23 protein-coding genes and 1 pseudogene are annotated in these 22261 nt (G+C 68.5%); 12 read left to right on the top strand and 12 right to left on the bottom strand.

All coding sequences use genetic code 11. From position 1 onward, the window contains the following. Window positions 1–84: 84 nt before the first annotated feature. Both AC1DYK_RS01490 and AC1DYK_RS01485 read right to left on the bottom strand, forming a co-directional pair. Complete coding sequence (locus AC1DYK_RS01490) at window positions 85–954, bottom strand: YbgC/FadM family acyl-CoA thioesterase (RefSeq protein ID WP_478164641.1); 870 nt, start codon at window positions 952–954, stop codon at window positions 85–87. Beyond that, window positions 951–1886, bottom strand: coding sequence for an alpha/beta hydrolase (locus AC1DYK_RS01485; RefSeq protein WP_478164640.1), 936 nt, complete (start codon window positions 1884–1886; stop codon window positions 951–953). Before AC1DYK_RS01485 ends, AC1DYK_RS01490 begins: the two co-directional genes overlap by 4 nt. Window positions 1887–2009: 123 nt before the next feature. On the opposite strand from AC1DYK_RS01485, the gene AC1DYK_RS01480 reads away from it, so the two are divergent. Continuing rightward, a complete protein-coding gene (locus AC1DYK_RS01480) occupies window positions 2010–3146 on the top strand; it encodes an iron-containing alcohol dehydrogenase (RefSeq protein WP_478164639.1) in 1137 nt (378 codons plus the stop codon). On the opposite strand, the pseudogene AC1DYK_RS01475 reads toward AC1DYK_RS01480, so the two are convergent. After that, a pseudogene (locus tag AC1DYK_RS01475) lies at window positions 3116–4015 on the bottom strand (LysR family transcriptional regulator). The gene AC1DYK_RS01480 and the pseudogene AC1DYK_RS01475 overlap by 31 nt on opposite strands. 94 nt (window positions 4016–4109) lie before the next feature. Here AC1DYK_RS01475 and bla point away from each other — a divergent pair. Continuing rightward, the gene (gene bla / locus AC1DYK_RS01470) at window positions 4110–4979 is read left to right on the top strand and encodes a class A beta-lactamase (protein ID WP_478164638.1); all 870 of its coding nucleotides are present in this window, start codon (window positions 4110–4112) and stop codon (window positions 4977–4979) included. A 10-nt stretch (window positions 4980–4989) separates the two neighbouring features. Here the strand turns inward: bla and AC1DYK_RS01465 are convergent, their stop codons facing one another. Next, window positions 4990–5976, bottom strand: a complete 987-nt coding sequence (locus tag AC1DYK_RS01465) for a tripartite tricarboxylate transporter substrate binding protein (RefSeq protein WP_478164637.1) — start codon at window positions 5974–5976, stop codon at window positions 4990–4992. A 154-nt stretch (window positions 5977–6130) separates the two neighbouring features. On the opposite strand from AC1DYK_RS01465, the gene AC1DYK_RS01460 reads away from it, so the two are divergent. The 4 genes from AC1DYK_RS01460 to AC1DYK_RS01445 are packed head-to-tail and all read left to right on the top strand — an operon-like array spanning window position 6131 to window position 9374. After that, entirely contained in the window at window positions 6131–7702 is a 1572-nt protein-coding gene (locus AC1DYK_RS01460) for a class I adenylate-forming enzyme family protein (protein WP_478164636.1), read from the top strand. A 21-nt stretch (window positions 7703–7723) separates the two neighbouring features. Then, window positions 7724–8353, top strand: coding sequence for a nitrile hydratase subunit alpha (gene nthA / locus AC1DYK_RS01455; RefSeq protein ID WP_478164635.1), 630 nt, complete (start codon window positions 7724–7726; stop codon window positions 8351–8353). After that, entirely contained in the window at window positions 8350–9012 is a 663-nt protein-coding gene (gene nthB / locus AC1DYK_RS01450) for a nitrile hydratase subunit beta (protein ID WP_478164634.1), read from the top strand. Before nthA ends, nthB begins: the two co-directional genes overlap by 4 nt. Window positions 9013–9038: 26 nt before the next feature. Then, window positions 9039–9374 (top strand): nitrile hydratase accessory protein, encoded by a 336-nt coding sequence (locus tag AC1DYK_RS01445; protein WP_478164665.1) that lies wholly within the window; start codon window positions 9039–9041, stop codon window positions 9372–9374. A 15-nt stretch (window positions 9375–9389) separates the two neighbouring features. Here AC1DYK_RS01445 and AC1DYK_RS01440 read toward each other — a convergent pair whose 3' ends face one another. From AC1DYK_RS01440 to AC1DYK_RS01430, 3 genes are read right to left on the bottom strand one after another with little or no spacing between them, the layout of a single operon-like run. Beyond that, window positions 9390–9611 (bottom strand): hypothetical protein, encoded by a 222-nt coding sequence (locus AC1DYK_RS01440; RefSeq protein WP_478089939.1) that lies wholly within the window; start codon window positions 9609–9611, stop codon window positions 9390–9392. Window positions 9612–9660: 49 nt separating this feature from the next. Then, complete coding sequence (locus AC1DYK_RS01435) at window positions 9661–10734, bottom strand: patatin-like phospholipase domain-containing protein (protein WP_478164633.1); 1074 nt, start codon at window positions 10732–10734, stop codon at window positions 9661–9663. 47 nt (window positions 10735–10781) lie between these two features. Beyond that, complete coding sequence (locus AC1DYK_RS01430) at window positions 10782–13154, bottom strand: Tex family protein (RefSeq protein ID WP_478164632.1); 2373 nt, start codon at window positions 13152–13154, stop codon at window positions 10782–10784. 97 nt (window positions 13155–13251) lie between these two features. On the opposite strand from AC1DYK_RS01430, the gene AC1DYK_RS01425 reads away from it, so the two are divergent. The 5 genes from AC1DYK_RS01425 to AC1DYK_RS01405 all read left to right on the top strand — a co-directional run bounded on the left by AC1DYK_RS01425 (window position 13252) and on the right by AC1DYK_RS01405 (window position 16898). Continuing rightward, window positions 13252–13746, top strand: coding sequence for a hypothetical protein (locus AC1DYK_RS01425; protein WP_478164631.1), 495 nt, complete (start codon window positions 13252–13254; stop codon window positions 13744–13746). A gap of 59 nt (window positions 13747–13805) precedes the next feature. Beyond that, a complete protein-coding gene (locus AC1DYK_RS01420; RefSeq protein WP_478086409.1) occupies window positions 13806–14168 on the top strand; it encodes a GIY-YIG nuclease family protein in 363 nt (120 codons plus the stop codon). Window positions 14169–14242: 74 nt separating this feature from the next. Further along, window positions 14243–14815 (top strand): DUF2239 family protein, encoded by a 573-nt coding sequence (locus tag AC1DYK_RS01415; RefSeq protein WP_478164630.1) that lies wholly within the window; start codon window positions 14243–14245, stop codon window positions 14813–14815. A 74-nt stretch (window positions 14816–14889) separates the two neighbouring features. Next, window positions 14890–16245 (top strand): MATE family efflux transporter, encoded by a 1356-nt coding sequence (locus AC1DYK_RS01410; protein WP_478164664.1) that lies wholly within the window; start codon window positions 14890–14892, stop codon window positions 16243–16245. Continuing rightward, window positions 16212–16898, top strand: a complete 687-nt coding sequence (locus tag AC1DYK_RS01405; protein ID WP_478164629.1) for a glutathione S-transferase — start codon at window positions 16212–16214, stop codon at window positions 16896–16898. Before AC1DYK_RS01410 ends, AC1DYK_RS01405 begins: the two co-directional genes overlap by 34 nt. A 10-nt stretch (window positions 16899–16908) precedes the next feature. On the opposite strand, the gene AC1DYK_RS01400 is transcribed toward AC1DYK_RS01405, so the two are convergent. After that, window positions 16909–17211 (bottom strand): hypothetical protein, encoded by a 303-nt coding sequence (locus tag AC1DYK_RS01400; RefSeq protein WP_478164628.1) that lies wholly within the window; start codon window positions 17209–17211, stop codon window positions 16909–16911. A 302-nt stretch (window positions 17212–17513) separates the two neighbouring features. Beyond that, a complete protein-coding gene (locus tag AC1DYK_RS01395) occupies window positions 17514–18485 on the bottom strand; it encodes a LysR substrate-binding domain-containing protein (protein ID WP_478164663.1) in 972 nt (323 codons plus the stop codon). A gap of 96 nt (window positions 18486–18581) precedes the next feature. Here AC1DYK_RS01395 and AC1DYK_RS01390 point away from each other — a divergent pair, with 96 nt between their 5' ends. Next, entirely contained in the window at window positions 18582–19259 is a 678-nt protein-coding gene (locus AC1DYK_RS01390; RefSeq protein ID WP_478164627.1) for an FMN-dependent NADH-azoreductase, read from the top strand. 82 nt (window positions 19260–19341) lie between these two features. Here AC1DYK_RS01390 and AC1DYK_RS01385 read toward each other — a convergent pair whose 3' ends face one another. The 3 genes from AC1DYK_RS01385 to AC1DYK_RS01375 form a co-directional block, all read right to left on the bottom strand. Beyond that, window positions 19342–20076 carry a glutathione S-transferase family protein gene (locus tag AC1DYK_RS01385; RefSeq protein ID WP_478164626.1) on the bottom strand — a complete coding sequence of 245 codons (735 nt, stop codon included), beginning with the start codon at window positions 20074–20076 and terminating at the stop codon, window positions 19342–19344. An 83-nt stretch (window positions 20077–20159) separates the two neighbouring features. Beyond that, window positions 20160–21683, bottom strand: a complete 1524-nt coding sequence (locus AC1DYK_RS01380) for a tripartite tricarboxylate transporter permease (protein WP_478164625.1) — start codon at window positions 21681–21683, stop codon at window positions 20160–20162. Window positions 21684–21694: 11 nt separating this feature from the next. After that, window positions 21695–22138, bottom strand: a complete 444-nt coding sequence (locus tag AC1DYK_RS01375) for a tripartite tricarboxylate transporter TctB family protein (protein WP_478164624.1) — start codon at window positions 22136–22138, stop codon at window positions 21695–21697. Window positions 22139–22261 lie beyond the last annotated feature (123 nt).

Below are 22261 nucleotides of genomic sequence, written 5' to 3'. Positions count from 1 at the left end.
CGCTCCAGAAAGTGGGGGAGCGCCATCTTGAGTCGGCACTTCGCCAGCTGCCATGGGGTAATCCCGGCGCCGCCGGGACGAGGCTCAGAGCGTTCGCCGCATCTCGAGGTGCGCGATCCCCGCTTCCTCGAAAGGCTCGCCATGCGGTGCGTAGCCGAGCCGCGCATAGAAGGCTTGCGCCGTGCGCTGCGCATGCAGGCTGACCTCGCGGTCGCCGCGCGCCTTGGCCACCGCTTCGAGTGCGCGCAGCACGGCCGCACCGTGTCCGCCGCCGCGCAGGGTGCGGTGCACGGCCATCCGTCCGATGCGCGCCAGGCCGGGCGCTTCCGGGAGCAGCCGCCCGGTCGCGATCACCTGCCCCAGGCGGTTGCGCGCCACCGCATGCACCGCGGTCGCGTCATGTTCGTCCCATTCGAGCTCCTTCGGGATCCGCTGCTCGTCGATGAAGACCTCGCGCCGCACCTTGCCCGCGCCCTCGCCCAGTTGCACCCAGCCGCCGGTGGCGACCTCGCTCATCGGCTCGCCGGCCTCGTAGGCCGCGAGGATCTCGCGCAGCAGCGGCGGCACCGGCTTGGAGGTCTGCGTGGCCGGATCGGCGAACACGTAGACCAGCTCGCAGCTCACCAGCAGCTGCTCGCCGCGGAACAGGCCGCCGTGGAACACGATCGAGGAGTTCCCCACGCGCTGGCACTTCATGCCGACATCGAGCAGGTCGTCGACCCGCGCCGAAGCGTTGAACTCGACCGTGGCCTTGCGCACGTAGAGGTCGCCTTCGAGCGCCAGCATCGCTTCCTCGTACGGCAGTGCCATCGCGCGCCAGTAGTCGGCGATGGCGGTGTCGAAGTACATCAGGTAGTGGGCGTTGAAGACGATCTTCTGCATGTCCACCTCGGCCCAGCGCACGCGCAGGCGATGGAAGAAGCGGAAGTCGGATTTCTTGTGGAGGTCGGTCATGGTTGCAAGGCTTGTTTCAGGGCATGGGCGGCATCGGCATGGGCCTGCAGCGCTTCGGGAACGGCGCGGCCCATCTTGACGAATTCGTGGATCACGCCGCGGTAGATCTCAAGGTCGACCGCAACGCCGGCGGCGCGCAGCTTGTCGGCGTAGGCGATGCCTTCGTCGACCACCGGGTCGATCTCGGCCAGGCCGATCCAGGCCGGCGCGACGCCCTCGACGTCGTCGGCATTGAGCGGCGCGAAGCGCCAGTCGTCGCGCTCGGCGGCCGAATGGACATACTGGCCGAAGAACCAGCTGATCAGCGCCTCGCCGAGCAGAGGGCCGTCGGCGTAGCGCCGGTGGGAGTCCGTGTCCTGATGCGCCGCGGTGCCCGGATAAATGAGCAATTGCAGCGCGATCGGCAGCCCGGCGTCGCGCGCGAGGATCGCGCAGACCGCGGCCAGCGTGCCGCCGGCGCTGTCGCCGCCGACGGCGATCCGCGTGCCGTCGAGGCCCCACTGCGCGGCGTTCTGCGCGACGTGCGCCAGCGCATCCCAGGCGTCGTCGGAGGCCGTCGGAAACCTGTGAGCGGGCGCCAGCCGGTAGTCGACCGAGATCACGGCGCAGCCGCTTTGCCGGCTCAGCACCCGGCACAGCGTGTCGTGGGTCGCGATGCTGCCGACCGTGAAGCCGCCGCCATGGAAGAACAGCAGCAGCGGCAGCACCTCGCTGGACGGCGCGTACAGGCGCGCCGGCAGCGCATGGCCATCACGCGCGGGCACGCTGAAATCCTCGACGCGCGCGAGCTGCGGCTTCGGGACTTCGAGCACGCCGGCGCCTTTTTCGTAGGCCGCGCGGGCCTCGGCCGGTGTCAGGGCATTCAGCGGCGGTCGGCCGGCGCGGGCCATGCGCTCGATGACGCCGGCCATCTTGGGAGTCAGCACTGCCATGGCCGGGCTGACCCGCCGGAGACAAGCGCTAGGGTAATTTTCGTGTCCAAGGACTGCGGTGCTTGTTAGATTCGAAGGCTCGCATCGTACCGTCCGCTTCACCGAACCACTCGCATCACAGCCATGGCCCTCATCCAGTACCTGACCCAGATCCAGTTCGACTTCGGCGCGATCCAGCTGCTGCGCAGCGAATGCGAGCGCATCGGCATCACGCGGCCGCTGGTCGTCACCGACGCCGGCGTGCGCGCCGCCGGCATCCTTCAGAAGGCCCTCGACGCGCTCGGCGACCTGCCAGTGGCGGTGTTCGACCAGACGCCCTCGAATCCGACCGAGGCCGCGGTACGGCTGGCGGCCGCGCAATACCGCGAGGCGCGCTGCGACGGCCTGATCGCGGTGGGCGGCGGCTCGGCCATCGACTGCGCCAAGGGCGTCGCGATCGCCGCCACGCACGAAGGCCCGCTCAAGACCTACGCCACCATCGAAGGCGGCTCGCCGAAGATCACCGACCGGGTCGCGCCGCTGATCGCCGTGCCGACCACCAGCGGCACCGGCAGCGAGGTCGCGCGCGGCGCGATCGTGATCGTCGACGACCATCGCAAGCTCGGCTTCCATAGCTGGTTCCTGATGCCGAAGGCCGCCATCTGCGACCCCGAACTCACGCTCGGCCTGCCGCCGAAACTGACCGCGGCCACGGGCATGGACGCCATCGCCCACTGCATGGAGACCTTCATGTCGGCGGCCTTCAATCCGCCGGCCGACGGCATCGCGCTCGATGGCCTCGAGCGTGCCTGGGCCCACATCGAGCGCGCCACCCGCGACGGCAGCGACCGCGAGGCCCGGCTCAACCTGATGAGCGCCTCGATGCAGGGCGCGATGGCCTTCCAGAAGGGCCTGGGCTGCGTGCATTCGCTGAGCCACAGCCTGGGCGGGATCGACCCGCGCCTGCACCACGGCACCCTCAACGCCCTCTTCCTGCCAGCCGTGATCCACTTCAACGCCGGCGCCGAGTCGGTCCGGAAAGAGCAGCGGCTGCAGCGCATGGCGCAGGCCATGCACCTGGATTCGGCCGGCGACCTCGGCGACGCGATCCGCGACATGAGCGCGCGCCTGGGCCTGCCCAAGGGCCTGGCCGAGGTCGGCGTCACCTCCGCGATCTTCGAGGCCGTGATCGACGGCGCGATGGCCGACCACTGCCACAAGACCAACCCGCGTCTCGCGACCCGCGACGACTACCGCCGGATGCTCGAAGCGTCGATGTAGGGTGCGCCGGCCTCGGCCAGCAGCCAGTTGCGGAACAGCGCCATCGGCGGACTCGGCGGCCGCGAGCGCAGGCGGGTGAGCCAGTAGCTGCCGGTCATCACCTCGATGGCCAGGGGCCGCATCAACCGGCCTTCCTTCAGTTCGCGCTCGAACATCGAGGCCGGCGCCAGCGCGACGCCCGCGCCCTGCACGGCCGCCTCGACCATCAGCCGCGACGAGTCGAACACCGGCCCGCGAATCGCCGGGCAGTCCAGGCCCGCGGCGGCGAACCAGCCGGGTCAGTCTTCCGCCCGGTAGGAGCGCAGCAGGGTCTCGTGCGCCAGGTCCTGCGGCCGGCGCACGCGGGCCGCGACCGCGGGGGCGCACAGCACGGTCAGCGGCGCGGGCAGCAAAGGGTCGGCCAGCAGACCCGGCCAGCTGCCGTCGCCGAAGCGGATCGCGAAGTCCAGCCCTTCGGCCGCCAGGTCGACCACGTTGTTGTGCGTCATCAGGCGCAGGTCGATGAAGGGGCAGCTTTCGCGGAACAGCCGAAGCCGCGGCATCAGCCAGCCGACCGCGAAGGTGCCGACCACGCCGATGCTCAGGACCTCGAAGAAATGGCCGTTGTCGAATTGCTGGATCACCGCCTCGATGCGGCCGAAGGCATCGACCAGCACCGGCAGCAGCGCATGGCCTTCGTCGGTCAGCACCAGACCGCGGGGCAAGCGGCGGAACAGCGACACGCCGAGGCGCGATTCGAGGCCGCGCACCTGTTGGCTCACCGCCGCCTGCGTCACGTGGAGCTCCACCGCCGCGAGCGTGAAGCTGAGGTGGCGGGCGGCGCATTCGAAGGCCCGCAGCGCGTTGAGAGGAAGATGGGGGCGCGTCATTGGATGCGATAGATTTTCTTGTGCAATCCGCAAAATACCATCGTTTGCGCCGTCGTCCGCGAACGCCGAAAGTAGCCTGCTTTCAGGAGAACGAATGATTCAGCGACGACACTTTTCCGCCGGCCTGCTGGCCTCCCTGGCCGGCGCCTCTTCCCTTGCCCGCGCGGACGGCCAGGCGGCCCTTTCGGCGCGATTCGCCGAGATCGAGCAATCCAGCGGCGCCCGCCTTGGCGTCTCGGTGCTCGACACCGGCAGCGGCGCCCGCGCCGGGCACCGCGAGGCCGAGCGATTTCCGATGTGCAGCACCTTCAAATTCCTGGCTGCCGCGGCGATCCTGGCTCGCGTCGACCAGCGGCAGGAGCGGCTGGACCGCCGCATCGCCTTCACCGCCGCCGAGCTCGTGACCTACTCGCCCGTGACCGAAAAGCACATCGGCGGCGCCGGCATGACGATGGCGCAGCTGTGCGAGGCCGCCATCACCCGCAGCGACAACACGGCCGGCAACCTGATGCTCGCGAGCCTGGGCGGACCGCCCGGCCTGACGCGCTATGCCCGTTCGCTGGGCGACGCGCAGACGCGGCTCGACCGCATCGAGACCGCGCTCAACGAGGCCCGCCCCGGCGATTTGCGCGACACCACGACGCCGGGCGCGATGCTGGATGACATGCACAAGATTCTCTTGGGCGATGCGCTCTCTCCGCCGTCGCGCGCACAGATGGAACGCTGGCTGGCCGCCAACCAGACCGGCGGCCAGCGGCTGCGCGCGGGCGTACCGCCGGACTGGTCGGTCGGCGACAAGACCGGCTCCGGCGACCAGGGCACCGCCAACGACATCGCGATCCTGCGGCCGCCGGGCCGCGCGCCGATCCTGGCCGCGGTCTACCTCACCCAGAGCACGGCCTCGATGGAGGCCCGCAATGCGACGCTGGCCTCGGTGGGGGCCGCGATCGCACGGGCCGCCTGAACGCGGTCGCTCAGTCCGGCTTCACGTTCGCCGTCTTGATGACCTGCGCCCACTTGGCGGTCTCGGCGGCGATGAAGGCATCGAACTCCTCGGGCGTGCTGCCGGCCGGGAAGGTGCCCATGGCCTCCAGCCGAGCCTTGGTCTCGTCGCTCTTGATGATGCGCGCCACCTCTTCCGACATGCGCTTGACGATCTCGCGCGGCGTGCCGGCAGGGGCCAGCATGCCGGCCCAGGTGCTGCCGGTGAAACCGGCGAAGCCCTGCTCGATGAAAGTCGGCACATCCGGCAGCACCGGCAGCCGCCGTTCGCTGGCGACGCCGATGAGCCGCACCTTGCCGGCCTTGCCCTGGTTGATGAGACCGGTGGGCGCATCGAAGAAGAGCTGGATTTGGCCGCCCATCAGGTCGGTCAGCGCCGGCACCGCGCCGCGGTACGGGATGTGGATCATGTAGGTCTTGGTCAACGATTTCCACAGCTCGCTCGTGAGGTGCGCGGCCGAGCCGTTGCCCGACGAGCCGAAGCTCACCTTGCCGGGGTTGGCGCGCGCGTAGTCGATCAGCTCCTTCGCGGTCTTGAAGGGCGCGTCGTTGTTGACCGCCGCGAGCAGCGGAGAGACACCCATCAGCGACACGCCGACCAGGTCGCGGCGCGGGTCGTAGGGCAGCTTGGGATAGAGCGTGGTGTTGGCCGCATAGGCCGCGATCACGACGCCGAAGGTGCTGCCGTCGGGCATCGCCTTGGCGACCGCATCGACGCCGATCAGGCTGTTGGCGCCGGGCTTGTTGTCGATCACCACCGCCTGGCCGAGCCGGCTCTGCAGTCCGGGCTGGATCAGCCGCGCCATCTGGTCGGTGAAGCCGCCGGGCGTGTACGGCACGACGATGCGGATCGGCTTGGAAGGCCAGGCGGATTGCGCCAGCGAAGGCGCGGCGACCGAGACCGCCGCCGCGGCGGCCGACAGGTTGAAGACACGGCGGGACAGGCGGGCATGCGGCATGAAAAAGGTCTCCAGGAGGGTCGACCCATTCTGGAAGGCGGCAGGCCGGCCGAGGCTCAGGGTTTGCCCGTCAGCCCAGGGGTGCAGCCAGTTCACACAAGACGAGGCCTGGCGACCTCCCTATCTTCTCGGCATCCACACAGGGAGACAGGCAATGCTTGAACACGAGTTCGCCGCGCCGAGCGCGCTCGAGCGCAACCTCATCGAACGGGTCTGCGTGGGCGACGTGCTCGCCCGCAGCGCCGACCTCCATCCGGACCAGGTGGCCATCGTCGACGGTCCGCGCCGGCTCCGCTACGCAGACTTCGATCGCCAGGTCGATCAACTCGGCCATGCCCTGCTCGGCCTCGGGCTCGCGCACCAGGACGTGGTGGCGGTGATGGCGCGCAATTGCACCGAACTGCTGCTGACCTACTTCGCCTGCGCCCGCGCCGGCCTGATCTGCGCGCCGGTCAATCTCGGGCTGCGCCCGGCCGAGATCGCCTGGTGCCTGCGCGATGCCGCCGCCCGCGTGCTGGTGGTCGAGGACGCGTTGCGCGACATGGCCCAGGGCGTGCTGGCCGAAGACCTTCCATCGCTCGCGCATCGCTTCCACACGGGCGACGAGTTCGAGGCCCTGCTGGCCGGCGGAAGCCGCGAGCCGCTCGAAGTCGAGATCCAGGACCGCGACGTCGTGCAACTGCTCTACACCAGCGGCACCACCTCGACCCCGAAGGGCGTGCTGACCAGCCACCTCGCGGTGACGATGGCGGGCTTGACCGGTGCGCTGTCGCTGCACGGCGGACCAGGCTACACCTCGCTGGTCGCACTGCCGCTGTTCCATTGCGCGATGCTCAACGGCGCGGTGCTGCCGCTGATGATCATCGGCGGCACGCTGGTGCTGACCCAGGGTTTCGAACCGCAACAGGTGGCGACGCTGTTCGAGGCCGAGGGCGTGCACCTGGTGGTCCTGCTGCCGATGATGTATGGCCTGCTGCTCGGGCATCCCGAGCTGCAGGGGCGCAGCTTTCCGGCGATGCGCCGCGCGATGTACGCGATGGCGCCGATGCCGCAGGAGCGGCTCGCGGCCATCCACGCGATGTTTCCGAACGCCGACGTGGTGCTCGGTTCGGGCCAGACCGAGTTCACGCCGGCGACCTGCGTGCAGCGCCCCGAGCACCAGTGGAGCAAGTCGGCCACCTGGGGCACCGCCACCGCGATGACGCGCGTGGCCGTGATGGACGACCAGGGCCGGCTGCTGCCGCGCGGCCAGACCGGCGAGCTGGTCTACCGCGGCCCGCAGGTCATGAACGGCTACCTCCACCTGCCCGAGGAGAGCCGCGCCTGCCTGCGCCACGGCTGGTTCCACAGCGGCGACGTGGCGCACATCGACGAGGACGGCGCGATCTGGTTCGAGGACCGCTACAAGGACGTGATCAAGACCGGCGGCGAGAACGTGGCCTCGGTCGAGGTCGAGCGCTGCCTGATGGACCACCCCGAGGTGGCGGAGGCCGCGGCGGTCGGGCTGCCGCATGCGCACTGGGGCGAGGCGATCACCGGTGTGGTCGTTCGGCGGCCCGGATCGGCGCTCGACGAGGCGGCCCTGATGGCGCACTGCGCCGGCCGGCTGGCCGGCTTCAAGGCCCCGAAGGCGATCGTTTTCGTGTCGGAATTTCCGCGCACCGGCACCGGGAAGCTGCAGAAGCACCTGATACGCGGGCAGCACAAGGACTTGTACCAGCGCTGAGCCGCACGCTAGCATGCGTGCATGGCCCACGACCACGACCACGCGCATTCCGACGACCACAGCGAACTCGGCGAGATGGACCTGCGGGTGCGCGCGCTCGAGACCGTGCTCACGCAGAAAGGCTACATCGATCCGGCCGCCCTGGACGTCCTGATCGACACCTACCAGACCCGCATCGGTCCGCGCAACGGCGCACGCGTCGTCGCCCGGGCCTGGGTCGACCCGGCCTTCCGCAACTGGCTGCTGAGGGACGCCACCGCGGCGATCGCCTCGCTGGGCTACAGCGGACGCCAGGGCGAGCACATGGTCGCGGTCGCCAACACCGACACCCAGCACCACATGGTCGTCTGCACCTTGTGCAGCTGCTATCCCTGGCCGGTGCTGGGCCTGCCGCCGACCTGGTACAAGAGCGCGCCCTATCGTTCGCGCGCCGTGAAGGATCCGCGCGGCGTGCTGGCCGAGTTCGACGTGCGGTTGCCCGCATCGACCGCGATCCGGGTCTGGGACTCCACCGCCGAGGTGCGCTACCTCGTGATCCCGCAGCGCCCGGCCGGCACCGAAGAGTGGAGCGAGGAAGCCCTGGCCGACCTCGTGACGCGGGATTCGATGATCGGCACCGGACTGGCCCGCTCGCCTGAGGCCGCGCCATGAGCTACGTCTCCCACGCCGATCTCGGCGGCCGGGACCTGCCCGGCCAGATCGTCCGCGAGCCCGAGGGCGAGCCTTTCCACGCCCGCTGGGAGGCGCGCGTGCTGGCCCTGACCCTGGCGATGGGCGGCACCGGCTCGTGGAACATCGACGCCAGCCGCAGCGCGCGCGAGACCCTGCCCGCCTACGCCCAGTTGAGCTACTACCAGATCTGGCTCGCGGCGCTCGAGGCGCTGATGGCCGAACGCTTGCAGCTGTTGCCCGACGAGCTGGCTGCGGGCCGGATGCTGCATCCACCGCAATCGGTCAAGCGCGTCCTGCGCGCGGCCGACGTTCCGGCCGCGCTGGCCCGGGGAACCGCCACGGAGCGCCCCGCGACCGCACCGGCACGCTTCGCGGCCGGCCAGCGCGTGCGCACCCGCGCCGGCGCCGTCGATCACCACACACGTCTGCCCGGCTACGTGCAGGGCCATGTCGGCACTGTCGAGCGCCTGCACGGCATGCACGTCTTCGCCGACGCGCATGCGCAGGGGCTGGGTGAGCAACCGCAGTGGCTTTACACGGTCGTTTTCGACGGCGCTGCGTTGTGGGGCGAAGGCGCCGAGGCCGGACTCAACGTCTCGGTCGACGCCTGGGAGAGCTACCTGGAGCCTGCCGAGTGAACGCGATCCCCCGACTGCTGCCCGGCATGCCGAGCGACGACGGCGCCGAGCCGGTGTTCCGCGAACCCTGGGAGGCGCACGCCTTCGCCCTTGCGGTTTCGCTGCACCAGCGCGGCCTGTTCACCTGGCCCGAATGGGCCGATGCGCTGGCCCGGCAGATCGGCGCAGCCCAGGCTGCCGGTGATGCCGACCTTGGCGACACGTACTACCGCCACTGGCTGGCCGCGCTGGAGGCGCTGGTCGCAGCCAAGGGCGCGAGTTCGGCAGCGGAACTCGAACGCTATCAACAGGCCTGGGACCGGGCAGCGGACCGCACCCCGCATGGGCGCGCGATCGAGTTGCGGGAGCAGGATTTCGGCTGAGCCCTGCGTGCGGCTTCAGCGCTTGCGCCCACCGATCACCACCAGCACCCCGCCCACCACGATCGCGCCGATGCCGGCCCAGATCGGCAGCTCGATGTCCCGCTTCTCCTTGACCGCCAGCTCGACCGGTCCGATCTTGATCTGGTGGGTCGACTTGGTGAAGCTGACATGACCCAGCGCGAGCGACAGGATGCCCGCGAAGATCAGGATCAGGCCAATGATTCGGTATGCGTTCATGGAGAGCTTCGAAGAGGCAGTGCGTCCGTAGACTGTAGCGCCGTCATGCCTAGAGCGGCTGCACCTCGCGCACGCTGCAGCCCGTTTCCAGCCACTGCGCGAATTCGTCCGCCAGCCGTTGCGACTCCCGGGCCGCCGCGCTCCAGGCCACGATGCGCGATGGCAGATCGCTGCCGTAGCGCAGGAAGTCGTTGCGGTCGGGCAGCTTGCCGTTCGGCAGGCCCTTGACCCACTCCGGATCCGGCGCCAGCACCACCATGCGGTCGAGGAATCCCGTGGGCTTGTGGCGCCACCTGAGCCCCTTGTCGAGCCAGCCCGGCACCACCGCCCGCTGGAAATGCGGATACAGCACGATGCCCTCGGTGTTGCCGTAGTCCAGGTGCAGGTGGTAGTCGGTGATGCCGCCGTCCCAGTAGGCGCCGGGCGGCGCGCCCGGGATGTCGTGCACCGCCTCGAGCATGAACGGGATCGAGCACGAGGCCTGCAGCGCGAGCTCGAAGTTGGCTTCGACCAGAGCGACCTGGCGCGTGCGGAAATCCCGCGTGCCGAAAGGCAGCGCCGCCCCCGGCGTCGAGAACACCACGCGCTCGAGCCAGGCGCCCAGGCCCTTGCGGTGCACGCTGTTGGTGAGGAAGGCGCCCAGGTAGCCCACCGGCGTGCGCGCCCTGCCCTCGCGCCCGAGGATGTGCCGGCCGCGCGAGGTGATTACATGCAACCGGTAGCGCGAATGCCCGAGCACCTCGGCCGAGCGGCCGCCGTAGAAACTGCGCAGCCCTTCGCCGAACTGCGCGCTGACCTGCTTCGCGCTCAGCCGCTTCTGGCCCGGCGGCACCTCGAAATGCTGATGGATGTAGCCGTGCTCGAACTGCTCGAAGGCGCTCCGGGGTTCGCTCAGGCAGGCATTGGCCAGCCGCCAGGCGCCGATGGAAGCGCCGACCAGGTCGACCGGTTGCGAAGAACGCGGCAGCCAGTCGCCGAACAGGAAGCGGTCGATCGGCCCGAGCACCAATCCCTTGGGGCCGCCGGCAGCCCCCGGGATGGTGCGCACGTCTGCCGGCCGCAGGCCATGGCCAGCGATGTGTTCGCGGGCCGCCGGGCCGGCGTAGATCCGAAGCGCTTTCATGTCCGGTCCACGGGCAAGAATCGTGCGCTCCGGCCCACGGCGGCCACTTACTTGCGCAGCCCTTGCAGCTTGGCGAAGGCCGAGGCCATCTGGCCGGCCGGCTGCGGCGAGTTGTCGCGGCGCGGCGCCTGCTGGCCGCGTCCCGCGCCTTCGAAGCGGTTGTCGCGCGGACCATCGCGGCGCGCCGGCGCGGCGTCGAGCTTCATCGACAGCCCGATGCGCTTGCGAGCGACGTCGACCTCCATCACCTTGACCTTGACGATGTCGCCGGTCTTGACCACCTCGCGCGCATCGTTGACGAACTTGTGCGAGAGCTGGCTCACGTGCACCAGGCCGTCCTGGTGCACGCCCAGGTCGACGAAGGCACCGAACTGCGCCACGTTGCTCACCGTGCCTTCGAGCACCATGCCTTCGACCAGGTCCTTGATGTCGTCGACGCCGTCGTTGAAGCGCGCCACCTTGAAGTCGGGGCGCGGGTCGCGGCCGGGCTTCTCGAGTTCGCCGAAGATGTCCTTGACCGTGATGACGCCGAACTTCTCGTTGGCGAACAGCTCGGGCTTCAGGGTCTTGAGCATGTCGGCGCGGCCCATCAGCTCCGCCACCGGCTTGCCGGACTTCTCGATCATCTGCTCGACCACCGGGTAGGTTTCCGGGTGCACGCCGGTCATGTCGAGGGGATTGCTGCCGCCGCGGATGCGCAGGAAGCCCGCGCTCTGCTCGAAGGTCTTGGCGCCGAAGCCGCTGACGTCCAGCAGCTGCTGGCGGCTGGCGAAGGCGCCGTTGGCTTCGCGCCAGCGCACCACCGCCTTGGCGACGCTGGCCGACAGGCCCGAGACCCGCGACAGCAGCGGCACGCTGGCCGTGTTGAGGTCGACGCCGACCGAGTTCACGCAATCCTCGACCACCGCGTGCAGCGTGCGCGCGAGTTCGCTCTGGTTCACGTCATGCTGGTACTGGCCGACGCCGATCGACTTCGGATCGATCTTCACGAGTTCGGCCAGCGGGTCCTGCAGGCGGCGCGCAATGCTGGCGGCGCCGCGCAGGCTGACATCGACGTCCGGCATCTCCTGCGAGGCGAACTCGCTGGCGGAGTAGACCGAGGCACCGGCCTCGCTCACCACCACCTTGTCGACGTTGACGTCCGGCGCGCCGGCCTGCGCCGTCATCTTGGCCAGCAGCTTGATCAGGTCGGCGGCCAGCTTGTCGGTCTCGCGGCTGGCGGTGCCGTTGCCGATCGCGATCAGGTTCACGCCGTGCTTGGCGCACAGCTTGCCGAGCGTGTGCAGCGAGCCTTCCCAGTCCTTGCGCGGTTCGTGCGGAAAGACGGTCGCGGTCTCGACCAGCTTGCCGGTGGCATCGACCACCGCCACCTTGACGCCGGTGCGGATGCCCGGATCCAGGCCCATCACGACGCGCGGGCCGGCCGGCGCGGCCAGCAGCAGGTCGCGCAGGTTGTCGGCGAAGACCTTGATGGCGACCTTCTCGGCCTCTTCGCGCAGCCGCGTGAACAGGTCGCGCTCGGTCGACAGCGCCAGCTTGACCCGCCAGGTCCAGGCCACGCACTTGCGGATCAGGTCGTCGGCCGGGCGGCCCGCATGGCTCCATCCGAGGTGCAGCGCGATCTTGCCCTCGGCGATCGAGGGCTTGCCCGGCTCGGGCTCGACCGGCAGCACCAGCTTGGCGTCGAGGATCTCCTGCGCGCGGCCGCGGAACACCGCGAGCGCACGGTGCGAGGGCACGCGGCCGATCGGCTCGTCGTAGTCGAAGTAGTCGCGGAACTTGGCGATGTCGGCGTTGTTCTCGTCCTTGCCTGCCATCAGGCTGGACTTGAGCAGACCCTCGGCCCAGAGCCACTCGCGCAGGCGCTGCACCAGCGGGGCGTCCTCGGCCCAGCGCTCGGAAAGGATGTCGCGCACGCCATCGAGCACGGCCGGGACGGTTGAGAAATCCGGACCCGGCTTGCCGTCGTCCAGCGTCGTGGCCGGCTGCAGGAAGGCCTGCGCCTCGACGGCCGGATCCAGCGTGGGATCGGCCAGCAGCTTGTCGGCCAGCGGCTCGATGCCGAATTCGCGCGCGATCTGGCCCTTGGTGCGGCGCTTCTGCTTGAAGGGCAGATAAAGGTCCTCCACCTCCTGCTTGGTGGGCGCCGATTCGATCGCGCTGCGCAGTTGAGGGGTGAGCTTGCCCTGCTCGTCGATGCTCTTCAGCACCGCGGCGCGGCGATCCTCGAGCTCGCGCAGGTAGGACAGGCGGGCCTCGAGTTCACGCAGCTGGATGTCGTCGAGGCCGTCGGTGACCTCCTTGCGGTAGCGGGCAATGAAGGGCACGGTGGCACCGCCGTCGAGCAGCTCGACGGCAGCCTTCACCTGGTGCTCGCCGACCTTGATCTCGGCCGCGAGCTGGCGAATGATTTTCTGCATGGATGAGGAGGAAAGTCCCAGGGACGACGGCGCTCTTGGCGCCTGCCGGATAAAGCGCGGAAGTTTGCCATAGGCCCCAAGGGGACAATGGCGCCGAATGCGTATCTTGAAGAAACTCCTGAGCCTGATCGGCATGGCGCTGCTGGTGCCGGTGCTGCTGTTCGAGGAGTGGGGCTGGGAGCCGCTGGCCCGCGGCGCAGCCCGGCTGGCGCGGCTGCGCATCTGGGCGCGCATCGAGACCGCGGTGCGTGCGCTGCCTCCCTGGGGCGCGGTGCTGGCCTTCTTTCTGCCGGCACTGATGCTGCTGCCGGTCAAGCTTTTCGGACTCTTCCTGCTCGGCGAAGGGCACGCCGTGAGCGCCTTGCTGCTGCTGCTCGGTGCCAAGCTGGTGGGCACCGCGATCCTGGCACGGCTGTTCCAGCTGGTCGAGCCGGCGCTGATGCGCATCCCATGGTTCGCGCGTTTCTATCCGCGCTGGAAAAACTGGAAGGACGGCGTGCTGACGCGCGTTCGCGAGAGCCGTGCCTGGCGCCTTGCGCGGGCGCTGAGACGCCGCATCCGTCGGGGCTGGCGGCGCCTGCGGGAAGGTTGAGTTTTTTATTTTTACCCGGGTATATTGAAGAATTAAATTTACCCGGGTAATATGCGAGCATGAACTTGCCACAAGAAACGCGGCGCGCCCTGACGCGAACGTACAAAGACGCCCTGCGACCGGCAGGGGTCCTGGCCATCACGAACACCTTGAACGGCCGCAGCTACATGGCCGGCAGCCTGGATGTCGAGGGTGCCCTGAACCGCGCGCGCTTCGAGCTTGGCCTGCGCTCGCACCGCAACAAGGCGCTGCTGCGCGACTGGATCGAACACGGCGCGGCGCACTTTCGCTTCGAAGTGGTCGACCGGATCAAGGAGAGCGACGACCCGGCCTTCGACCGTGGCGCCGAAGTCGAGAAGCTCCTCGCCCTCTGGCGCGAGGAACGCCAGTGTGTCGGCGAACGCGGGTACCACGCACCGTGACGCTCGAGGCTCGCCAGCGGGTAGATTACGAGCCTCCTTCCTGCCCGGCCCCCTCGATAACAAAGAAAACCAGCATGCCGTCCGATTCCGCCCCCCTCAACCTGATCGTCTTTGCCGACCTGAAGCGCATCGCCCACGGCAGCACGGCTGACGTGCTCGCGCAGTTGCGCGAGCGGGAAGACGATGCGCCCTGCCTCGTGTTCGACGAACAGACGGGCGAATTGCTCGACTTCGATGTGCATCACAGGGCCGGCGCCGCGACACCGGCGGCCAGCGCCGAGGCGCCTGCAGAGGCGCCGCGCGGCGTAGGCCGTCCCAAGCTGGGCGTCGTGGCGCGCGAGGTCACCCTGCTTCCGCGCCACTGGGACTGGCTCAACCGCCAGCCCGGCGGCGCTTCCGTGGCGCTTCGGCGCCTGGTCCAGGAGGCCAGCCGCGTCAACGCCGACCGTGACGCCGTACGTGCGGCGCGCGAATCCGCCTATCGATTCATGACCGCGATCGCCGGCTCCCTGCCCGGCTTCGAGGAAGCCACGCGCGCGCTGTTCGCCGGCGACCGCGAGCGCTTCGGGCAATGCGTCGCGGATTGGCCCGAGGACGTCGGCGCCCAGCTCCACAAGCTCGCCGCATCGGCCTGGAGCCAGCAATGAGCGCCGTCGACCCGGCCGTCGCCGCCGCCGCCGACACGGTGCCGCCGCCGGTCGCCCCGCCCGCCAATGCGCGCATGGCCGCGATGGCGTCCAAGCCGCTGTGGAAGGTGTTCCTGCTGTTCCTCGCGCCGATGTTGCTGAGCAACATCCTGCAGTCGCTCTCGGGCACGCTCAACAACGTCTACCTGGGGCAGATGCTCGGTGTGCGCGCGCTGGCGGCGGTGTCGGGCTTCTTCCCGATCATGTTCTTCTTCATCGCCTTCACGATCGGCCTCGGGGCTGGCGCCTCGGTGCTGATCGGCCAGGCCTGGGGCGCGCGCGAGCCCGACAAGGCGCGCGCGGTGGCCGGCACGACGCTCACGGTGGGCATCCTGTTCGGCCTCGGTGTCGCGCTCTTCGGCGGCATCTTCACCGAACCGATGCTGAAGCTGCTCGGCACGCCGGCCGACATCCTGGTCGACGCCACCCGCTACGCGCGCATCATCCTGATCGCGATGCCGGGCCTGTTTGTGTTCCTGCTGTCGACCGCCATGCTGCGCGGCGTCGGCGACACCGTGACCCCGCTCTACACGCTGATGATCTCGACCGCGCTGGGCCTGGTGATCACGCCGGCGCTGATCAGGGGCTGGTTCGGCCTGCCGCAGCTCGGCGTGGCCAGCGGCGCCTGGGCCACCGTGGTTTCCTTCGTGGTCGCGACCGCCTGGCTGGCCTTCCATCTTCGGCGCAAGAAGAGCCCGCTGGCGCCGGATGCCGACTTCGTGCGGCACTTGCGCGTGCGTCCGGCGCTGCTCAAGGCGGTGCTCAAGGTCGGCGTGCCGACCGGCGTCCAGATGATCGTCGTGTCGCTGGCCGAGATCGCGCTGCTGTCCTTCGTCAATGCCTACGGCTCCGATGCGACCGCGGCCTATGGCGCGGTCAACCAGGTGGTGGCCTACGTGCAGTTCCCGGCGATCTCGATCGCGATCACGGCCTCGATCCTCGGCGCCCAGGCGATCGGCGCCGGCCAGGTGCAGCGCCTCGGCGCGATCACCCGCACCGCGCTGTTGATGAACCTGGTGCTGACCGGCTCGCTGGTGGTGCTGGGCTACCTGTTCTCGCGGCCGCTGATGGGTTTCTTCATCACCAGTGAGCCGGTGATCGAGGTGGCGCAGACGCTGCTGCACATCATGCTGTGGAGCACCGTGATCTTCGGCATGGGCGCGGCCCTGTCGGGGATCATGCGCGCCAGCGGCTCGGTCCTGGTGCCGACCGCGATCTCGATCTTCTGCATCGCGCTGATCGAGGTGCCGGTGGCGTGGGGGATGAGCCACCGCCTGGGCCTGAACGGCATCTGGATTTCCTATCCGGTGGCCTTCACCGCGATGCTGACGCTGCAGGCCTGCTACTACCGCTTCGTATGGCGCAAGAAGGCGATCCAGCGGCTGATCTGAGCGCGGCCGCGCGGCCGATCCTCTACTCGTTCCGGCGTTGCCCGTATGCGATGCGGGCCCGAATGGCGATCGCGGCGAGCGGCCAGCGCTGCGAGTTGCGCGAGGTCGTGCTGCGCGACAAGCCCGCTGAACTGCTGGCCGCCTCGCCGAAGGGCACGGTGCCGGTGCTGGTCGACATCGACGGGCGCGTCATCGACCAGAGCCTGGACATCATGCTGTGGGCGCTGCGGCGCAACGACCCCGAGGGCTGGCTGCGCCCCAGCCTCTCGTCGCTGGACCAGATGCTGGCGCTGATCGCCATGTGCGATGGCGATTTCAAGCGGCATCTGGATGGCTACAAGTACCCGGAGCGGCAGCCGATCGCCGATGCCAAAACACATCGCGCACAAGGCGCTCTCTTCCTCGCGCGGCTCGACGCGCTGCTGCAGCCCCAGCGCTGTCTGCATGGCGACAAGCCGGCGCTTGCAGATATCGCAATTTCGCCGTTCGTGCGGCAGTTCGCGCAGGTCGATGCGGCCTGGTTCGACTCGCAGCCCTGGCCGCGCCTGCACGCCTGGCTGGCCGCGCGGCTCGAGGCAGCGGTCTTTGCGCGCGTGATGGACAAGTACCCGCCCTGGCGCGCCGGCCAGCGCGGCGTCGAGTTCCCCGCCTGATCGACCCACCTCAAGACGTCTGCGCGATCAACTCCAGCGGCACGACCTCGACCTCGCCGCCGGCGACGCGCTTGCTTTCCTCGGTATAGCGCTTGAAGAAATCCTGGCTCTGCAAGGCCTTGATCGCCTGCTCGTCCGACGCGGCGGCCAGATGGTAGTAGCCGGCGCCATCCCGCTCCTTCAGGCAGCGGTACGAGATCTTGCCCTTCACGGCCGGCTCGGTGTCCAGCCAGGCGATGAACTGGCGAATGTGCTCATGCCATGCCTCGGCCGTGCCGTCCTTGAACTGGTACTTGATGAGGAAGTGCTTCATCGGCGGCCACCTTTCGGATGTCGGACTGGCGGCGGCGCCGGTACGCCCCGGGGCCGGCGCCGCACCTGACGCCATTGGGCTCGGGAACGCGCGGGCTCGCAAGCCGGGGCGAGAAAAGGACGGCTGTTCTCGCAGCTATTCGAACACCTCGGCTCCCGTCGGCTTGCAGTGCGGCGCCGCAGTCCACTTGGCTGGCGGCAAGGCTCAGCAGTGCTGATCTTCGAGCGCATGATGGCGAAGTGGTCCGTGCGGCATCGACCTCTCGCCTTCGATGGCCGCCTGAGGCTCGCCGTGCCGCTTCGTTATCCCTGACGCGCCGCTTCGCCCGCGGCCCAGCGCCACACCGCGTGGATCGCAGGCTCGCGCTCGCGCCCATTTGCCGCCGCGAGGAAATAGCTGCCTGTCGAGAGCATCGGCCCGAACGGTTGCAGCAATGCGCCGCTTCGCAGTTCGTCGGCGGACAGTGTCAAGCTCAGCAAGGCGACGCCGTGGCCCGCCAATGCGGCGAGCATCGCGTGCGTCTCGTCCGAGAACGACAGATCGCCCTTCCCGCCCTTTTCTCGCGTCCTGCCGCCGTGCCGTCCTTGCGGCGCGATGCCGGCCTCGTCGAACCAGCGCATCCAAGTCGCGGGCGCATGCGCCCGTGCCTGCCAGTCGAAGTGGATCAGTGGCATCTTCGCCAGGTCCTGCGCGCGGCGAAGGCCCAGATGCGGACTGCACACGGGCGCATATCGTTCGGCGATCAGCGCTTCGGTCACCAGTCCGGGCCACCGCCCCGACCCCGAGCGGATCGCGAGATCGGCCTCTTCGCGCGTCAGATCGACGACGGCGTCGCTCGCATGGAGGCGCAGTTCGATGCCGGGGCATGCGGCCCGGAAGCTGGCCATCCGCGGCAGCACCCATTTGGCGGCGAAGGCGGCGTGGGTGGTCAGCGTCACCGTCTCGCGGGCGCTTCGTGCGCGTGCGGAGCGAACGCCCGCGTCGACCATGTCCAGCCCTTCGCGCACGGCAACGAAAAGTCGTTCGCCAGCAGGCGTCAATGCAAGCTGACGCGTGAGCCGGCGAAACAGCGGCTGGTCGAGCGCCTCTTCGAGGCTACGCACCTGATGGCTGATCGCCGTCGGCGTGACGGACAGCTCGCGCGCGGCGCGCTGAAAACTGAGGTGGGCTGCGGCGGCTTCGAATGCGCGCAGCGACGACAGCGGAGGCAATCGCCTGGGGCTTCGAACAGATGAATTCAATTCATCTAGAGGCAAAAAATCATCGTTTGTCATCGTCAATTCGACATTTGAAAATGCAAAGACCCTGATGCCTTTCTCAATGAGAAACAAAAAAATAACTCATCCATTATGTCCAACGAAAGCTCCCCGATGACACAGATTCTTCATATCGACGCCAGTGCCCGTGCCGGCCGCTCCGGCATCGATCCCCATGGTTCACACACACGCAGGCTCTCTGCCCGCTTCGTCGAGCGCTGGCGCGCTTCGCGGCCCGACGACCCGATCGAGTACCTCGACGTGGGTCGGTCGCCGCCCGCGCACGTCACGGGACCATGGATCCACGCGGCGTTCACGAAACCCGAGGCGCGCGAGCCATGGATGCATGACGTCCTCGCGGAAAGCGATCGCCTGGTGGACCAGTTGCTCGCGGCCGACCTGATCGTCGTGGGGCTGCCGATGTACAACTTCAGCGTGCCGGCGCAGTTCAAGGCCTACATCGACAACGTCGTTCGCGTGGGCCGCACGTTCGGTTTCGACCGTGCGCGGGGCGAGGTGCCGTACTGGCCCCTGCTGTCCGATGCCGGCAAACGCGTGGTGTTGCTGGGTTCGCGCGGCGACTTCGGCTATGGCGACGTTCAGCGCATTGCACACCTCAATCACGCCGAATCCAGCGTGCGCACCGCGCTGGGCTACATCGGCATCACCGAGGTCTTCGACGCCGCGGTGGAATACGACGAGTTCGGCGGCGAACGGCTGATCCGGTCGATCGAACAGGCGGAGCGCGCCGTCGATCAGTTCGTCGAACGGCTGACGACGAAGCAACTCTGAGGCGGATGCTCAGATCACGTAGTGGAGATAGCGCTTGTGCCGGGCACCGGGAAGCGCTGGCTTCGCAGACGATGGAACAGGTTCAAGTCGACACCGCCTCCCGCTCCGGCCAATACTGCGCCAGCATCCGCCGGTGATAGCCCACGAGGTTTGATCGGCCGGCCACCAGTTCCTTTTGCGGGGAATCGAAGGGAGGCTGCAACAGCGTGTGAAGGAAAGCGAAGACGGTCGCATCGAGTTCGCTCGGCCGGTCGCCCAGAAAGTACGGCTTGTCGACCAGGAAGTCGCTTGCCGCGGCATAGCCGCGGTCCGCCATGGCGTGGATTTGCTCGATGGGTCGCCGGCCGGTGCCTTGCGCCTTGAGCTGGGCCAGCGCGTTGCGCCGCACCGCCTTGACTGCCCACGGGCGCACGAACGCGGGCACGCCCAGCGAGCCCATGTAGTCGGCCATGACCGGCATCAGGATCGCGAAGTTCGGGTCCGGAACCCAGCGCTGGTAGTAGGCGGCGAAATAGAGGTCGGTCTCGAACAGGGATCGCCAGGCGCGCGCCACCGCCCGCTCGGACGGGCTCCAGCGCCGCTCGCCCAGCGGGTCCCGATGCAACTGGCGCAGCATGTCGATGATCTGCTGCGAATCATTGAGAAGCCGGCCGTCGTCCAGCGTCAAGGCCGGCAGCTTGTCGTTGCCCATCTTGCGCACATTGGCGACCTGCGTGATGCACGGCAGTTCGGCCATCCGCAGCCAGGTCAGAAGCTTGACGACGAACGGACTCAGGTCGATGCAGTTCCAGGCAGGGCCGAAGGTGTGGACGATCATGTCGATGCTCGGTGGTTTGCCTGGAGGCTAACCTGACAAGGCCCGAAAGCCGAAGCGGCCTGCGCCACGGCGCCACGGCCTGCTCAGCCCGGACCTTCGGCCGCGTCCAGGCCCCGCCTGTCGGCGATGTGCTTGCGCACCGCGCCCCACGCGGTCCACACCAGCAGCAGCGCGGTCATCGCGAGCAGCGTGGCACTGATGGGACGGTCGATGAAGATGACGGGATCGCCGCGTGACAGCAGCAGGCCACGGCGCAGGTTTTCCTCGAGCATCGGACCCAGGATGTAACCCAGAAGCAAGGGCGCAGGCTCGAACCTCAGCACCATCAACGCATAGCCCAGCACGCCCAGCGCAGCCACCAGGTAGATGTCGAAGGGATTGCTGTTGACGCTGTACACGCCCAGAGCGACGAACACCAGGATGGCCGGGTACATCCAGGCAAAGGGAATGCGCAGCAGCGCCACCCAGAGGCCGATGGTCGGCAGGTTCAGGAACACCAGCATGACGTTGCCGATCAGGAAGCTCGCCACCAGGCCCCAGAAGAGTTCGGGCTGCTGGCCGATCAGCATCGGTCCGGGCGCGATGCCGTGGATGATCAGCGCTCCCAGCATCACGGCCATCACCGCGTCGCCGGGAATGCCCAGCGACAGCGACGGCACGAAGGCCGTCTGCGCGGAGGCATTGTTGGCGGACTCGGGCGCACAGATGCCTTCGATCGCGCCCTTGCCGAATCGGCTCGGATCCTTGGCGACCCGCTTTTCGATCGCATACGCCATGAAGGCGGCGATGGATGGCCCCACACCGGGCAACGCCCCCAGCGCCGAGCCCAACGCGGAACCGCGAAGCATGGGCTTGATCGTGTCGGTGATCTCGCGACGAGACGGAACCATCGCCCGCATCGGCACTTTGTCCGGCTGCTTGTGGGTATCGGCCGAATTGATGCTGCGCACCACTTCCGCCACACCGAACAGACCCATGGCCAGGGCCACCAGATTGATGCCGTCCTGCAGTTCGGGAATGTCGAAGTCATAGCGCGGTGTGCCGGAGTTGACGTCGGTGCCGATCGTGCCCAGCAGCAGGCCGAGGATCACCGTCGCCATGCCCTTGGCCGCCGACCCGCCGCTCATCGAGGATGCGGCAACCAGACCCAGCAGCATCATCGAGAAGAACTCGGTGGGCCCGAACTTCAACCCGAGCTCGGCGATGGCCGGCGAAAAAAGCACCAGCAGCACCAGGCCCACCATGGCCCCGGCCAGCGACGCGATGGTGGTGACGAACAGTGCCAGCCCGGCCCGCCCGCTCTTGGCCATCGGATACCCATCGAGGCAAGTGACGGCCGATGAAGGCGTCCCGGGCAGATTGAGCAGGATGGCCGCGGTCGACCCGCCGTATTGCGCCCCGTAGTAGACGCCCGCCAGCATGATGATGGCCGAGGTCGGAGGGATGTGATACGTGACGGGCAGCAAGAGCGAGATCGCAGCCAACGCGCCGATGCCGGGGAGCACGCCCACGAGGGTCCCGAGGAAAACGCCGAAGAAGCAGTACCAGAGGTTCATCGGCTGTGCCGCCACCCCGAGGCCCATCCAGAGATTGCTGAACAGTTCCATGTGCTGTTCCTTCAGGCTTGCCAGGGCCAGGTCGGCAGGGTCATGCGCAGGCCGACAACGAACATCAGCGTCGTCAGACCGGCAATTGCCGCGCTCACCAGCAAGCGCAGCCTCAGTGCCATGCGAGTGGGAACCAGCGTGATCAGGCAGGTGGCGAACGACGCCACGACGATGCCCACGGCCTTGAGCATGGCGGCGAATGCCACCACGCCCAGTACCGACCAGAACAGGTTGCTCCACTGGACCACGATGGCCTCACCTCGACGCCACCACGCCGGCAGCGCGATCAGCAATCCGAGGACGGCCAGGATCCCGCCAAGGATCACGGGAAAGAAGCCCGGCCCCATGCGGGCGGCCGTGCCCATCGTGTACTGGCTTCCGTAGATCGCGAAGAAGGCGCCGGCGCCCGCCATGCCGAGCCCGCCGATCAGGTCATGGATGTCTTTCGATTTCATTGATTTCTTCTCCCTTGGTTGCACAACTGGAAGCCGCGCGCATGAGGCCCCGCAGCGGCTGAAATTTGAACTTCAAGAGGTGGCAACGCGAGCGGCTGAAGTCCTGCGCGGGCGCGGCGATGG

This window comes from Variovorax sp. P2_H12, assembly GCF_056403395.1.
This window is presented reverse-complemented; position numbering and strand designations above follow the sequence as displayed.

What these genes read in the sequence shown, in the direction of transcription:
- AC1DYK_RS01490 (WP_478164641.1), bottom strand. Translation starts at nt 954, where the DNA reads ATGACCGACCTCCACAAGAAATCCGACTTCCGCTTCTTCCATCGCCTG.
- AC1DYK_RS01485 (WP_478164640.1), bottom strand. Translation starts at nt 1,886, where the DNA reads ATGGCAGTGCTGACTCCCAAGATGGCCGGCGTCATCGAGCGCATGGCC.
- AC1DYK_RS01480 (WP_478164639.1), top strand. Translation starts at nt 2,010, where the DNA reads ATGGCCCTCATCCAGTACCTGACCCAGATCCAGTTCGACTTCGGCGCG.
- bla (WP_478164638.1), top strand. Translation starts at nt 4,110, where the DNA reads ATGATTCAGCGACGACACTTTTCCGCCGGCCTGCTGGCCTCCCTGGCC.
- AC1DYK_RS01465 (WP_478164637.1), bottom strand. Translation starts at nt 5,976, where the DNA reads ATGCCGCATGCCCGCCTGTCCCGCCGTGTCTTCAACCTGTCGGCCGCC.
- AC1DYK_RS01460 (WP_478164636.1), top strand. Translation starts at nt 6,131, where the DNA reads ATGCTTGAACACGAGTTCGCCGCGCCGAGCGCGCTCGAGCGCAACCTC.
- nthA (WP_478164635.1), top strand. Translation starts at nt 7,724, where the DNA reads ATGGCCCACGACCACGACCACGCGCATTCCGACGACCACAGCGAACTC.
- nthB (WP_478164634.1), top strand. Translation starts at nt 8,350, where the DNA reads ATGAGCTACGTCTCCCACGCCGATCTCGGCGGCCGGGACCTGCCCGGC.
- AC1DYK_RS01445 (WP_478164665.1), top strand. Translation starts at nt 9,039, where the DNA reads ATGCCGAGCGACGACGGCGCCGAGCCGGTGTTCCGCGAACCCTGGGAG.
- AC1DYK_RS01440 (WP_478089939.1), bottom strand. Translation starts at nt 9,611, where the DNA reads ATGAACGCATACCGAATCATTGGCCTGATCCTGATCTTCGCGGGCATC.
- AC1DYK_RS01435 (WP_478164633.1), bottom strand. Translation starts at nt 10,734, where the DNA reads ATGAAAGCGCTTCGGATCTACGCCGGCCCGGCGGCCCGCGAACACATC.
- AC1DYK_RS01430 (WP_478164632.1), bottom strand. Translation starts at nt 13,154, where the DNA reads ATGCAGAAAATCATTCGCCAGCTCGCGGCCGAGATCAAGGTCGGCGAG.
- AC1DYK_RS01425 (WP_478164631.1), top strand. Translation starts at nt 13,252, where the DNA reads ATGCGTATCTTGAAGAAACTCCTGAGCCTGATCGGCATGGCGCTGCTG.
- AC1DYK_RS01420 (WP_478086409.1), top strand. Translation starts at nt 13,806, where the DNA reads ATGAACTTGCCACAAGAAACGCGGCGCGCCCTGACGCGAACGTACAAA.
- AC1DYK_RS01415 (WP_478164630.1), top strand. Translation starts at nt 14,243, where the DNA reads ATGCCGTCCGATTCCGCCCCCCTCAACCTGATCGTCTTTGCCGACCTG.
- AC1DYK_RS01410 (WP_478164664.1), top strand. Translation starts at nt 14,890, where the DNA reads ATGGCCGCGATGGCGTCCAAGCCGCTGTGGAAGGTGTTCCTGCTGTTC.
- AC1DYK_RS01405 (WP_478164629.1), top strand. Translation starts at nt 16,212, where the DNA reads ATGGCGCAAGAAGGCGATCCAGCGGCTGATCTGAGCGCGGCCGCGCGG.
- AC1DYK_RS01400 (WP_478164628.1), bottom strand. Translation starts at nt 17,211, where the DNA reads ATGAAGCACTTCCTCATCAAGTACCAGTTCAAGGACGGCACGGCCGAG.
- AC1DYK_RS01395 (WP_478164663.1), bottom strand. Translation starts at nt 18,485, where the DNA reads ATGACAAACGATGATTTTTTGCCTCTAGATGAATTGAATTCATCTGTT.
- AC1DYK_RS01390 (WP_478164627.1), top strand. Translation starts at nt 18,582, where the DNA reads ATGACACAGATTCTTCATATCGACGCCAGTGCCCGTGCCGGCCGCTCC.
- AC1DYK_RS01385 (WP_478164626.1), bottom strand. Translation starts at nt 20,076, where the DNA reads ATGATCGTCCACACCTTCGGCCCTGCCTGGAACTGCATCGACCTGAGT.
- AC1DYK_RS01380 (WP_478164625.1), bottom strand. Translation starts at nt 21,683, where the DNA reads ATGGAACTGTTCAGCAATCTCTGGATGGGCCTCGGGGTGGCGGCACAG.
- AC1DYK_RS01375 (WP_478164624.1), bottom strand. Translation starts at nt 22,138, where the DNA reads ATGAAATCGAAAGACATCCATGACCTGATCGGCGGGCTCGGCATGGCG.